This window comes from Alistipes sp. AF48-12 (assembly GCF_003477565.1).
Lineage (GTDB): Bacteria > Bacteroidota > Bacteroidia > Bacteroidales > Rikenellaceae > Alistipes_A > Alistipes_A hominis.
The window spans coordinates 35,902-48,594 of sequence record NZ_QUDJ01000017.1 but is presented as its reverse complement, the minus strand read 5'-3'; the positions used below and the strand labels follow the sequence as shown (position 1 = coordinate 48,594).

The 12,693-nt window shown below is 57.3% G+C and carries 9 protein-coding genes and 3 pseudogenes; 9 read left to right on the top strand and 3 right to left on the bottom strand.

Annotated features, from left to right (window positions below; genetic code table 11):
- Window positions 1–6 precede the first annotated feature (6 nt).
- The 6 genes and pseudogenes from DW082_RS11035 to DW082_RS11010 all read left to right on the top strand — a co-directional run bounded on the left by DW082_RS11035 (window position 7) and on the right by DW082_RS11010 (window position 6,201).
- Window positions 7–828, top strand: coding sequence for a carboxymuconolactone decarboxylase family protein (locus DW082_RS11035; RefSeq protein WP_118458630.1), 822 nt, complete (start codon window positions 7–9; stop codon window positions 826–828).
- A gap of 240 nt (window positions 829–1,068) precedes the next feature.
- Window positions 1,069–2,115: a cyclophilin-like fold protein gene (locus DW082_RS11030; RefSeq protein ID WP_118458628.1), complete on the top strand. Its 1,047-nt coding sequence runs from the start codon at window positions 1,069–1,071 to the stop codon at window positions 2,113–2,115.
- A 15-nt stretch (window positions 2,116–2,130) separates the two neighbouring features.
- Window positions 2,131–2,700 carry a DapH/DapD/GlmU-related protein gene (locus DW082_RS11025; RefSeq protein WP_101570714.1) on the top strand — a complete coding sequence of 190 codons (570 nt, stop codon included), beginning with the start codon at window positions 2,131–2,133 and terminating at the stop codon, window positions 2,698–2,700.
- 11 nt (window positions 2,701–2,711) lie between these two features.
- A pseudogene (locus DW082_RS11020) lies at window positions 2,712–3,577 on the top strand (DUF3737 family protein).
- An 18-nt stretch (window positions 3,578–3,595) separates the two neighbouring features.
- Window positions 3,596–5,028 (top strand): annotated as a pseudogene (locus tag DW082_RS11015) (MATE family efflux transporter).
- A 3-nt stretch (window positions 5,029–5,031) separates the two neighbouring features.
- The gene (locus tag DW082_RS11010) at window positions 5,032–6,201 is read left to right on the top strand and encodes a MalY/PatB family protein (protein ID WP_118458626.1); all 1,170 of its coding nucleotides are present in this window, start codon (window positions 5,032–5,034) and stop codon (window positions 6,199–6,201) included.
- Window positions 6,202–6,375: 174 nt separating this feature from the next.
- Here DW082_RS11010 and DW082_RS11005 read toward each other — a convergent pair whose 3' ends face one another.
- Window positions 6,376–6,717: a helix-turn-helix domain-containing protein gene (locus tag DW082_RS11005; RefSeq protein WP_118458624.1), complete on the bottom strand. Its 342-nt coding sequence runs from the start codon at window positions 6,715–6,717 to the stop codon at window positions 6,376–6,378.
- Between the two features lie 167 nt (window positions 6,718–6,884).
- Between DW082_RS11005 and DW082_RS11000 the strand changes: the two genes are divergently transcribed.
- Window positions 6,885–7,415 (top strand): DJ-1/PfpI family protein, encoded by a 531-nt coding sequence (locus DW082_RS11000; RefSeq protein ID WP_118458622.1) that lies wholly within the window; start codon window positions 6,885–6,887, stop codon window positions 7,413–7,415.
- A gap of 100 nt (window positions 7,416–7,515) precedes the next feature.
- On the opposite strand, the gene DW082_RS10995 is transcribed toward DW082_RS11000, so the two are convergent.
- Window positions 7,516–9,357, bottom strand: coding sequence for a VWA domain-containing protein (locus DW082_RS10995; RefSeq protein ID WP_118458620.1), 1,842 nt, complete (start codon window positions 9,355–9,357; stop codon window positions 7,516–7,518).
- Between the two features lie 117 nt (window positions 9,358–9,474).
- Here DW082_RS10995 and DW082_RS10990 point away from each other — a divergent pair.
- Window positions 9,475–10,046 (top strand): annotated as a pseudogene (locus DW082_RS10990) (RNA polymerase sigma factor).
- On the top strand, window positions 10,043–11,275 hold the full coding sequence (locus tag DW082_RS10985; RefSeq protein ID WP_182424154.1) for an energy transducer TonB: 1,233 nt from the start codon (window positions 10,043–10,045) through the stop codon (window positions 11,273–11,275). The pseudogene DW082_RS10990 and the gene DW082_RS10985 overlap by 4 nt, the downstream one beginning before the upstream one ends.
- 340 nt (window positions 11,276–11,615) lie before the next feature.
- Here the strand turns inward: DW082_RS10985 and DW082_RS10980 are convergent, their stop codons facing one another.
- Window positions 11,616–12,584, bottom strand: coding sequence for a hypothetical protein (locus tag DW082_RS10980; protein WP_118458616.1), 969 nt, complete (start codon window positions 12,582–12,584; stop codon window positions 11,616–11,618).
- Window positions 12,585–12,693 lie beyond the last annotated feature (109 nt).

The window sequence follows — 12,693 nt, the reverse complement described above, 5'->3', positions numbered from 1 at the left end:
ACGATTATGAATAAATTCCTTTTATTTTCAGTATTCAGCATGTTAACAATCAACGTTATGGCACAGGAAAAAATCGTACAAACGGCCGGACGCGACCAGTTAGGCGACTTCGCTCCCAAATTCGCGGAACTCAACGACGACGTCCTTTTCGGCGAAGTGTGGAGCCGCACCGATAAACTCGGTCTGCGCGACCGCAGTGTAGTGACCATCGCTTCCCTGATCAGTCAAGGCATTACGGACAATTCGCTCGTTTTCCATCTTCAGTCGGCCAGAAAGAACGGAATCACCCGCACGGAGATCGCCGAAATTATCACCCACATCGGTTTCTATGCCGGTTGGCCGAAAGCGTGGGCGGCATTCAACCTGGCAAAGGGCGTGTGGGCCGAGGATACGGCCGGCGAGGACGCCAAGGCCGCTTTCCAGCGCGAAATGATTTTCCCGATCGGCGAACCGAATACGACATACGCCCAGTATTTCACCGGCAACAGCTACCTCGCCCCGATTTCGCGCGAGCAGGTATCGATCTCCAATGTCACGTTCGAACCCCGCTGCCGGAACAACTGGCATATCCACCGTGCGACGAACGGCGGCGGACAGATGCTGATCGGCGTGGCCGGGCGCGGCTGGTATCAGGAAGAGGGAAAGCCGGCCGTGGAGATTCTTCCCGGCACGGTCATCCACATTCCGGCGAATGTCAAGCACTGGCACGGGGCGGCGACCGATAGCTGGTTCGCCCATCTTGCATTCGAGGTTCCCAGCGAGAACGCTTCCAACGAGTGGCTCGAACCCGTTACGGACGAAGAATACGGTCAACTCGACCAGCGATAAAAGGTTCGCCGGCGAAGGTCGAACGGCTCTACGGCATCGAATGTCCGAAATGAATACGGGCATACCGAAAACAGACTCCCGTAATCGATCGTATTACGGGAGTTCTTTTGTTGCGACGGGACGTTTTTGCAATCGGAAGCACAATCCGTAATTCGGGTATATAAACCGGGGAATTATCTACAAAAAGTACGACCGGGACAATCTACTTTTGTATCAAATAAATAATATAAATAAAGAGAGATGAAAAAATTACTATTGCTTCCGTTCCTGCTGCTCGCCGTTCTGTCGATGGTAGCCTGCGGGGGTTCCGACAACGAACCGTTTACGCCCGGACAGCCCGAAACTCCCGAACAGCCCGGCGGAGGAGACGATACGGACGATTCCGATACGCTCGCTCCCGAAGGCAGCGGCCGATACCTGGTACTTTACAGTTCGCGCACGAGTAATACCGAACGTATGGCGCGACAGATCCGGACGGCACTCGACTGCGACATGATAGAGGTGGAACCTCAAATGCCTTATGAGAACGACTATAACGCCATGCTGGAGCGAGCGCAAGAGGAACTGGCCGCTATCGAGCAAGGCCGTTATCCGGCCGTCGGCACTTCGGTAGACAGCTTCGACGGTTACGATATCGTGTTCGTCGGCTATCCGATCTGGTACGGCAGCATGGCGACGCCAATGCAGGCTTTCCTGCACGAACACGCCTCGAAACTCGCCGGCAGGCGGATCGCCCTGTTCGCCACGAGCGGCGGCAGCGGTATATCCGCTTCGATCGGCGAAGCGCGGTCGCTCTGTCCCGAAGCGACCTTCGTCGATCGAACGTTGCTGCTGACCTCCTCGACACTTTCCCAGATGGAGGGCCGCGTTGCGGAATGGCTCGACGAAATCGGCGCCGGCCGTGAAGAACCGGTCACACCCGGCATCTCATCGCCGAACGTAAACATCTCGGTCGGCGACCGCACGATTACCGCCACGATGGAAGACAATGCCGCCGCACGGGATTTCCTTTCGCGCCTGCCGTTGGAAGTGACGCTGAACGACTACAACCAGACGACCGAAAAGATTTTCTATCCTTCCCCGGCACTGACGACCGCCGGCACCGCGCGCGGCTGCGTCCCCATACCCGGCGACATCACGATCTACGCGCCGTGGGGTAACGTGGCGATTTTTTGCAAGAACGGATCGCGGAGCAACGACCTGATTAAAATCGGACATATCGACGGCGACGGCATCGAGGCGTTGCGTGTCGCCGGCGATGTGCGGGTAAAATTCGAACGGCAATAAGATAACGAACAAAACATGACTATCGAAACTTTCAAAGAATACGCGAAGACGCGCCAGGCGCTCGACTCGGAGGAGATTCGCCGTTTTATGGACGAAATGAGCAACGAGGCGAGGCGCGTCACCTTCCGGCTGAACGCATCCTTCCATACGGCGGACGAAGTGCGCGGGTTGCTTTCCGACCTGTTCGGCTACCGGGTTCCGCCATCGCTCCGCGTCTTCCCGCCGTTCTATACGGACTTCGGTAAGAACATCGCCGTAGGAGACGAAGTGTTCATCAACGCTTGCTGCCACTTTCAGGATCACGGCGGGGTAACCCTCGGCGACGGCTGCCAAATCGGGCACAACGTCGTATTCGCCACGCTCGATCACGGACTTGCTCCGGAAGACCGTAAAACGACTTATCCCGCCCCGATCGTTTTGGGAAAGAACGTCTGGGTAGGGTCGAACGCCACGATTCTTTCGGGCGTAACCGTCGGCGACAATGCCGTCGTGGCAGCGGGGGCCGTAGTAACGAAAGACGTGGCGACGAATACGGTCGTCGGCGGTATTCCGGCACGGCTCATCAAATCGATCAAAAACGAATAACACGATAAACGATGAAACTTATTTCGAATACGGAATTCGGAGGCGAGCGCCCCCTGTTCGAATCGCACGATCTCCGGCTGGAGAACGTAACCGTCCGCGCCGGAGAGTCGGCCATTAAAGAGTGCAGCAACATCGAAGCCGTCAATTGCCGGTTCGAAGGGAATTATCCTTTCTGGCACGTCCACGGCTTCGCCATCGACCGATGCTTCTTCGATGTCGGCGCCCGTTCCGCCCTGTGGTATTCCGACCACCTGAAAATGACCGATACGCGGATCGACGCTCCCAAGATGTTCCGCGAGATGCATGACATCGAGATCGAAAATGTGGAGATGACCGACGCCGACGAGGTGTTCTGGCGGTGCAACCGGCTGAACATAAAGAATCTGAAGCTGCACGGAGGAACTTATCCGTTTATGTTCTGCAACGGACTCCGCATCGACGGACTGGAAAGCGACAGCAAATACGTGTTCCAGTATGTGAAGAACATGGAACTGCGCAATGCCAAAATCACGACGAAGGACGCTTTGTGGGAAACGGAAAACGTGACGGTTTACGATTCCGAGCTGAACGGCGAATACCTGGCTGGCACTCGCGCAACCTGCGTCTGGTGAATTGCAGAATTTCCGGTACGCAGCCCCTGTGCTATGCGGAAAACCTCGTGTTGGAGAACTGCGTGATGGCCGACGACTGCGACCTGGCTTTCGAGTACAGCAGCGTACACGCCACGATCGACAGCCCCGTCCGCAGCGTGAAGAATCCCCGCAGCGGCCGCATAATCGCCGAGAGTTACGGCGAGATTATCCTCGACAAGCATATCAAGGCTCCTGCCGACTGCGCGCTGAAACTCCGGGACGAACGGACTTGTTTCTCCGCCTGATAATTTCCGGACAGGCCGATGGGAACGGGAAACGACAATACCGATTACCTTTTATCGCTCATCCGCGAAGGAAAAAAGATGACGCTGGGGCAGCAGTTGCGATTGACCGCCTACCTCAGTGCGCCGGCCGTTATGGCCCAGTTGTCTTCCATTGCGATGCAGTATATCGACGCTTCGATGGTAGGGAGCCTGGGGGCGAACGCATCGGCCTCCATCGGGTTGGTATCGACCACGACGTGGCTGTTCTGGGGACTGTGCGCGGCCGCAGCAACGGGGTTCTCCGTACAGGTGGCGCACCGGATCGGGGCCGGCGACTTCGCAGGGGCCAGAAAGGTGCTCCGGGAATCCGTTGCGGCTACATTTATATTCGGTTCTTTGCTGGCGGCCGTCGGCGTCTCCATCGGCGGAGCGCTTCCAGGCTGGCTGGGCGGCGACGAGGCCATACGGCACGATTCGTCCGTTTACTTTCGGATATTTTCGCTTTTTTTGCCGGCCCTGCAACTGAATTTCCTTGCGGGCGGGATGTTGCGGTGCAGCGGAAACATGCGCGTGCCGAGCCTGTTGAACGTACTGATGTGCCTGCTCGACGTCGTGTTCAATTTCTTTCTGATCTTCCCGACACGGCAAATGGAGATTCTGGACTTCAGTTTCGTCGTACCCGGTGCGGGCCTGGGCGTGGAAGGCGCGGCATTGGGAACGGTGCTCGCCGAACTGGCGACTGGCGGAGGGATGATGTGGTATCTCTGCCTCCGGTCGCCCCTGCTGAAACTGTCCGGGGAACGGGGGCTTCTCATGCCCCGAAAGGATACGTTGCGCAAAGCCGTGCGCATCGCCCTGCCGATGGGATTCGAACACGCGGCCATTTGCGGCGCGCAGATCATGACGACAGTTATCGTCGCCCCGCTCGGCATCGTCGCGATAGCCGCCAACTCGTTCGCCATCATAGCCGAAAGCCTTTGCTACATGCCCGGCTACGGCATCGCGGAAGCGGCTACGACACTGGTCGGACAAAGTCTCGGAGCGAACCGGATCCGGTTGCTCAGGCGTTTCGCCAACATCACCGTCTGGTCGGGGATGTCGGTCATGGGGATCATGGGCGCGCTGATGTATATGGCGGCTCCGCAAATCATCGGCGTGATGACGCCCGTCGAGGAAATCCGCGTACTGGGAGTCGAAATACTGCGAATCGAAGCTTTTGCCGAGCCGATGTTCGCAGCTTCCATCGTGCCTACGGCGTTTTCGTCGGAGCGGGTAGCACATCGGTTCCCAGCCTGATGAATTTCGCGAGTATCTGGGGCGTCCGATTGACGTTGGCCGCATGGCTCGCTCCCACGATGGGATTGCGCGGCGTGTGGCTCGCCATGTGCATCGAACTTTGTTTCCGAGGCGCGATATTCTTAGTCAGACTCTGGGGCGGTAACTGGATTTATAAATTACGGATAAAAAAATAAATTATGAAATACGATTTCGACACAATTATCCCGCGTCGCGGGACGAACTCCTACAAATGGGATACCCCCGAAGAAGAGGGCGTACTGCCCATGTGGGTGGCGGACATGGACTTCCGTACCGCTCCAGCCGTTATCGAAGCCTTGCAGCGGCGCGTGGCGCACGGGATTTTCGGCTATACCAAAGTGCCGCAGGCTTATTACGATGCCGTCGTGCGGTGGTTCGGGAACCGTCACCGCTGGCAGGTGGATCCCCCGTGGATCGTCTATACGAGCGGCGTCGTACCGGCGTTATCGGCGATCATCAAAGCCCTGACGGTTCCGGGCGACAGGGTGATCGTCCAAACCCCGGCATACAACTGTTTCTACTCGTCGATCCGCAACGACGGATGCGAAATGTCGGCCAATCGCCTCGTTTACCGGGACAACCGCTATACGGTCGATTTCGACGATCTCGAAGCGAAAGCCGCCGATCCGAAAGCGAAGCTGCTGCTGCTGTGCAACCCGCATAACCCGGTCGGACGGGTCTGGACGCCGGAAGAGTTGCGGCGTATCGGCGACATCTGCCTGCGGCACGGGGTATTCGTGGTTGCGGACGAGATCCATTGCGAACTGACCTACGAAGGGCATGACTATACGCCTTTCGCCTCCTTGTCCGAACGCTTCCTAATGAACTCCGCGACCTGCGTCTCCCCAAGCAAGGCGTTCAATTTGGCCGGGCTGCAAATCGCCGACATCGTCGCTGCCGACGAACAGGTTCGCCGCCGCATCGACCGCGCCGTCAACATCAACGAAGTGTGCGACGTCAACCCGTTCGGCGTGGCGGCCACGATAGCGGCTTACGACGAAAGCGGGGCGTGGCTCGACGCCCTGCGAAAGTATTTATGGGGAAACTACGAATACCTCCGCCGCTTTTTCGAAGAACGACTGCCGCAATACCCCGTGCTGCCGCTCGAAGGAACTTACCTGGTCTGGATCGATTGCCGGGCGACCGGTATCGGCTCGGACGATACGGCCCTGCGTTTGCAGGAAGAACAGAAACTGATGGTCAATTCGGGCACGCTGTACGGCCCCGGCGGAGAAGGATTCATCCGGCTGAATATCGCCTGTCCCCGGACGCTGCTTGCCGACGGACTGGAACGGACGGTACGTGTCCTGGAGCGCCGCCGGGATTGAATCGGCCGGAGATAATCTGAAATCGGGCATCGAAACATAACCGACATTAAATCATACACATATGACCTACCCATCCTATCTGCGTCCGGGAAAGGCCGTCGCCCAATGCACGCCCAGAATTTTCGCATAGCACCTCTTCGATCGTATCGTCGAACCAGGGCGGATGCGTCGCTTCTACTTTCTGCTTTCCAGAATGCCGTCCGCGTGCCGCTGCGCCCATTCCACCAACCCGTTCAGGTACGGCATCAGGCTCCGGCCCCGGTCGGTCAGACGGTATTCCACCCGCGGAGGCACCTCGGCATAGACTTTCCGTTCCACGATCCCGTCCGCCTCCAGCGTGCGCAGCGTGACCGTCAGCATCCGCTGCGACACGTCGCCGATCGACCGCTGCAAATCGCCGAAACGCATGACTCCGTTCGTTTGCAGCGAAACGAGCACGAGCAGCGACCACTTGTCGCCCAGCCGGCTCAGCACGTCCCGGATCGGACATATTCCGTCGCGATGAAAATTTTGCATGATTTTTTCTGATAACGACTCCCTGAAGATCAGCAACGGTTACATGCATGTAACTTACTTATCTGCAAGTGCCTTCTTGTTTTTACTTTTCGTTTCCGCTACATTTGTTCACAAATATAACGAACTTACGAAAGATAACTTTTGTTTCACTAAAAAAATCAAACGTCATGGCAAAGAAAGTAGCTGTCGTGGCCGTCAATCCGGTAAACGGGTTCGGCCTGTTCGAGTACCTGGAAACATTTTATGAAAACGGGATTCCCTGCAAAGTATTCGCCGTAGCGAATTCGAAAGAGATCAAAAGCAATTCGGGCATCGCGCTGGTCGCCGACGACGTGATCGCCCACCTCAAAGGACGCGAAGACGAATTCGACGCCCTGGTATTCGCCTGCGGCGACGCCGTGCCGGTCTTCCAGCAAAACGCGGAGAAACCGTACAACGTCGACCTGATGGCCGTACTGAAAGCATTCGGCGAAAAAGGGAAAATCATGATCGGGCACTGCGCCGCCGCGATGATGTTCGAGTTCGCCGGGATAACCACCGGCCGGAAACTGGCGCTGCATCCGCTGGCGAAAACCGCCATTCAAAAAGGCAAAGCCACCGACGAAGATTCGGTGACCGACGGCAATTTCTACACGGCCAAAGACGAACACACCATCCGGACGATGCTGCCGAAAGTCGTGGAGGAACTGAAAAAGTAACTACCGGCAACCGGTCGTTCCTCACACGACCATATCCTGAATACGAAACGGGAAGGCGCTCGTCTCACGCCTCCCCGTTTTGTATTCCCGGTTTCGAACGTTACAGGTTTTTCACCGTTTCGACCAACCGGATAAACTCCCGCCGGTATCCCTGCGGATCGTCGTCGAGTCCCCGGCGGGCCAGCGCGATCACATCGTCGTACGTGGCTTTTCCTCGGAAATCCGAATTGCGCAGCAACTGTCCGAACATCGCCACGGCCGAAGCGAAACGGAAATCGGACGACACCCGGTCTCCGCCCGAATCGACCAGGGCGACCTCCATTTTTTTGCTAACGTCTCCGTCCGGCTCCTTGTAACGGAGTTTGACGGTCAGCATCTCGGAATCGGGCCCCGCATAGGACGGAACCGGAGCGGCCGACTGGTATTTCAGCGGATCGACACTACCCGGAACGTTCCCCGCCGCACCCGCCGGAACCACTTCGTAAAGGGCCGTCACGCAGTGCCCGGCGCCGATTTCACCGGCGTCTTTCGTGTCGTCGTTGAAATCTTCCTTGTTCAGCAACCGGCTTTCGTATCCGATCAGACGATAAGTCTGAACCCGAGCCGGGTTGAACTCGATCTGCAATTTCACGTCTTTGGCAACCGTGTGCATCGTCGAACCGAATTCGTTCACCAACACGCGGTTCGCTTCCTGCAGGTCGTCGATATAGGCATGGTTGCCGTTACCCTTTTCGGCCAGCGTTTGCAGCTTTCCGTCCTTGTAATTCCCCATCCCGTAACCGAGAACCGTCAAAAAAACGCCGCTCTGACGCTCCTTCGCGATCAACCGTTCCAGTTCCGCCTCGCTCGAAACGCCGACGTTGAAATCCCCGTCCGTACAAAGGATCACCCGGTTGTTACCGCCGTCGATAAAACTGCGCCGAGCCAGGTCGTAAGCCTTCTGAATCCCCGCGCCGCCGGCCGTCGAACCGCCGGCCTCGAGTTGTTCGAGCGCGTCCCTGATTTTCTGTTTTTCGCTGCCCGGCACGGACTCCAGAACCGTTTTCGCACTGCCGCAGTAAGTAACGATGCCGACGCGGTCTTTGTCGCGCAGGTTGTTGATCAGCAACTTCATCGAAGAAACGACGAGCCCGAGTCGGTCGGGGCCGTACATCGATCCCGAAACATCGATCAGGAACACGAAGTTGGACGCGGGCAAAGCCTCGGAAGCGATCTCCCGCGCCTTGATACCGATCCGCACCAACCGGTGCGCCTCGTTCCACGGGCAAATCCCGGTTTCGGTCGAAATAGCCACCGGATCGTTCCCTTCGGGTTTTTTATAACCGTAGGTGAAATAATTGACCATTTCCTCGATCCGCACCGCGTCCTGCGGAGGCGTCTCACCCTTGCCGATCATGCGCCGGAGATTGCCGTAAGAAGCTCCGTCCACGTCGATCGAAAAGGTGGACAGCGGTTCGGACTGCGCCGGACGGAACCGATTTTCGGCAAAGGCGGCGTACGCTTCGCCGTTTCCGGCAACCGGCGCGGGCAGGGGTAGGCCGCAATCCGCGGCGAAAACCGCCCGCGGCATACGCTCCGCCCGCAGGCTCTGTTTCTCCGTCCCGTAACCGACGACCACGCACGCCTCTTCCAGTTTCAAGTTATCGCTCTCGAGAACCACGTGCAGCCGAACCGAATCGGCGGCTACCGAACGGGTCTTATACCCGATATACGAAAAAGTAAGCATACTCCCGCGTTCGACGCCTTTCACCAAAAAATTTCCATTTACGTCGGTAAGCACGCCGTCGGCCGCTCCCGCCCTGACGATTACTCCGAGCAGCGGGGTCCGGTCGGCATCGGTCACCCGTCCGCTCACGTCGATTCGTTCGGCCCGCAGCAGCGGCGCCGCAGACAGCAGCATAAAAGCCGCAACCAGCGTTTTTCTTAAAATTCCTTTTTTCATAATCCATGTTTTAAGGTTCGTTTGCCTGATAGATGCCTTCCGCACGGAAATTCCATAAATTACCCGGAAATTTTTTGACGAACCGTAAAAATAGCTACCTTTAAAACAAAAACAGGCTTGTTTTTCGCACAGACCCATACCCGGGAACCGGACGACGACGAATTGCTGCGACGCTTCGCCAAACCGGACAGGATAGCTGCTTCGGCACGCTGTACAGCCGGTATATACCGTTGCTGTACGGCGTATGCCTGAAATACCTGCAAAGGCAGGATCTCGCGGAAGATGCGGTAATGGCGTTGTTCGAAGAGCTGCAACCCAAAATCGCACGGTACGAAATCCGCGAATTCCGGACATGGATTTACAGTGCGGCGAAAAATCACTGCCTGCAGCAGTTGCGTAAAACGAAACGGGAAATTCCGCACGAACCGGACGCGCGATTTATGGAATCGGCGGGAATTACGCATCTATTGGACGAACCGGAAGCGGTATCGCGGAACGAACCGCTGAAAGCCTGCCTCGAGGAACTGCCCGAACCGCAGCGGATCAGCATCCGGCATTTCTTTTTCGAAGAGATGTCCTACGCCGATATCGCCGAAGCGACCGGATGGCACTTGAAAAGCGTCAAAAGCTACATCCAGAACGGGAAACGCAACTTGAAAATCTGCATCGAAAAACGGACGGAACGATGAAACTGATCGATTACATAACCGGAAACCGCAAGGGTAGGGAAGCCCGCCGCATCGAACGCGAAGCGATGGACGATCCGTTCCTGCACGATGCGCTGGAAGGATACGATGCGGTGCCGGGCGATCCGACCGATGCGATCCGGCGAATGCAGCGCCGGGTGACGGGCGCCGCTGGAAAACTGCGGCGCAGGATTTACTGGAGCGCGGCGGCGGCGCTGTTGCTGTGCGCCGGCGCGGGAGGATACCTGCTGACGCTACGGAATATTCCGATGCAGGAACCGGCGATTGCACTGCGGCAGGATACGCCCGAACGCTCCGTTCCGGCCGATTCCGTCGTACTCGCCGCCGCGACGCCCGAAAAATCCCGCCCGGAGGCAAAAACCGCCGCCGAAACGCCGTCGGTCTATCCGGAAGAGACGCCCGCAGCCGAAGACCGGGCGCCCCTTGCGAAACAAGAGGCAGAATACGCCGAAAACGAAAAATCCCGGCCGGGCGAAACCGTCGCCGGCACTCCGCCGCCGGCTCCTTCCGAAGAAAGCCTTTCGCAGGACGAGGCCGCCCTGCCGGTCGCTGCCGACATCGCCGCCGAACGCAGCGACCGCCCGGAGAAAATGCAATCCTCCGTTCAGGTCTCCCCGGCATCCGATTCCGAAAGAATCTTCCGGAAAATCGGGAGACCCGCATCGGTACGGGGCCGGATCACCGATAGAAACGGCACGCCGCTTATCGGAGCCACCGTCGCTTCCGGACCCGGCAAAGGCACCGTAACCGACAGCGACGGAAATTTCTCGCTATCCAAAATTCCGGGAACCGACACACTGGAAATCAACTACCTGGGATATCGCACCGAAAAAATACCGGCCGACACCTCCCGCCCGATACGGCTCGCATTGCAGGAGGACGACGAGCAATTGACAGAATGCATCGTCGTAGGCTACGGTACGCAGAAACCCGAAGCACGACAGGAAGACGTCCGCAAATCCATCCCCGTCGGCGGACACAAAGCCTATCTCCGGTATCTGGACGAGCACAAAGTCTATCCGGACGACGGGAACCTACCGCACGGCAAAGTAACTCTCCGTTTCAGGATCGACTCCGCAGGACGCCCCGTCGACATCGAAGTGATCCGCAGCCTGGGTGCCGCAGCCGACCGGGAAGCCGTCCGCCTCGTGCGGGAAGGCCCCGACTGGACGCCCGGCAAAGGCTTCGTTCGCCTCGACATCCGGTTCTGACCTCGGACCGAACCGTTTTCCGCGCCGGATGCAACCGCCAAGAGCGACTGTTCCTTTCTCTTTCCGCTTTCACGGGGGCCTCCCGGAATCCCGTTTTCCGGCAGACAGGTCGGAAACTCTTCCGTCCGGGCGGCGTACCCCGCGCTCATTGCCGCCCGCAACGGATTCGTCACCGGAAACCGTCCCGGCTGACGGTCTGCATCGAACGTAAAAATTTCCGCTTCTCAACGAGCACGTCCGGACATGGTACACGAAACGATACAGTACGTCCCGTTACGCAAAAAAGCCGACCCGTACATACATACGGCCCGGCCTTCGCCCGTTTTCGGCAAAGAACGAATCAGGCTTCCTGCAGGCTTTCGACGATCTCCCGCTGTTCGTTGAAAAATTGCCTCCGCTGGATCTCGCTGCTCTGCGAGATCAGCGTCGAATGACGTTTGAGCGACTGTATCCAGTTTTTCTGAATGTTGCACATGCGCGGATTCTGCGAATCCATCGAGTTGATCGAATAAACGCGAAACAGGCAGGCCTGGAAATCGCCCTTCTCGACATACGTGTAAGTCGCCTCGAAATTGATATCCGACAGGTAGATCGCCAGCGAATGTCGCTTGCTGAACTCTCCGGTCATCGTCACGGCTTCCAGTTCCGACAGCAGCAGTCCCAATTCTTTCTTCATATTTCTCACGTCCTCGGCGGAGAGCAGGTCGAGTCCGGCAAAATAACGGATCTCCTTGACGATCGACCGGAATATGTTGTAATCCCAGATAAAACTGGTGTGGGACAACTGCCGGATGCTTGCGCTGAGTTTCCAGTGCATCTGGGGCACTTTGTCCGGCACTTGTAGGTCGGACAGGCTGGCGGGAGGCTTCATTTTACCGTGATGGTAGATCCAGCGGCCCAGACGGAATTTCGAAAGGCATTCGTACGGAGAATAGAACGTAAACGGAATCAGGTTCGAAGCCGTCGCCACGCTCGCCGTCGGATCGTCGCGCAGCAGGTCGAACAATTTCGCGTAACGCACCAGGATTTCGTAATAACTCTCGATCGGGTCCCCCGTATGCAGCAGGTTCAGGTCGAACATCGTATCGTTGAGCATCCGGCGTCCGACAATTTTGTCGAGCGAAATGCCCAGATGCTGCGAGATCAGAGAAACCTCTTCGAACGTAAAGGCGACCTCGCCCCGCAGCCTACGATAAATGGCCTCCTTACCCATACACAGGATCTCCATCAGGGAATTGGCCAGGTTGCTGCCTTTGGGAATCCGTTCCCGCATGACTCCGATCAATTCATTAACCATCTCATTTTTCATTGTTTTTTGTTTTTGTCGTTCATTAAGTCATTTCATTCTACGCCCGGAAGCGCCGCCCGAACTCACGGGACGGATCAGCGGCTCCGCGGACCGGAGAAACCGGTATTTT

Excerpts from the sequence above, each read along its gene's own strand:
- DW082_RS11000 (WP_118458622.1), top strand. The coding sequence starts at position 6,885 with ATGGCAAAGAAAGTAGCTGTCGTGGCCGTCAATCCGGTAAACGGGTTC.
- DW082_RS10995 (WP_118458620.1), bottom strand. The coding sequence starts at position 9,357 with ATGAAAAAAGGAATTTTAAGAAAAACGCTGGTTGCGGCTTTTATGCTG.
- DW082_RS11030 (WP_118458628.1), top strand. The coding sequence starts at position 1,069 with ATGAAAAAATTACTATTGCTTCCGTTCCTGCTGCTCGCCGTTCTGTCG.
- DW082_RS10980 (WP_118458616.1), bottom strand. The coding sequence starts at position 12,584 with ATGAAAAATGAGATGGTTAATGAATTGATCGGAGTCATGCGGGAACGG.
- DW082_RS11010 (WP_118458626.1), top strand. The coding sequence starts at position 5,032 with ATGAAATACGATTTCGACACAATTATCCCGCGTCGCGGGACGAACTCC.
- DW082_RS10985 (WP_182424154.1), top strand. The coding sequence starts at position 10,043 with ATGAAACTGATCGATTACATAACCGGAAACCGCAAGGGTAGGGAAGCC.
- DW082_RS11005 (WP_118458624.1), bottom strand. The coding sequence starts at position 6,717 with ATGCAAAATTTTCATCGCGACGGAATATGTCCGATCCGGGACGTGCTG.
- DW082_RS11025 (WP_101570714.1), top strand. The coding sequence starts at position 2,131 with ATGACTATCGAAACTTTCAAAGAATACGCGAAGACGCGCCAGGCGCTC.
- DW082_RS11035 (WP_118458630.1), top strand. The coding sequence starts at position 7 with ATGAATAAATTCCTTTTATTTTCAGTATTCAGCATGTTAACAATCAAC.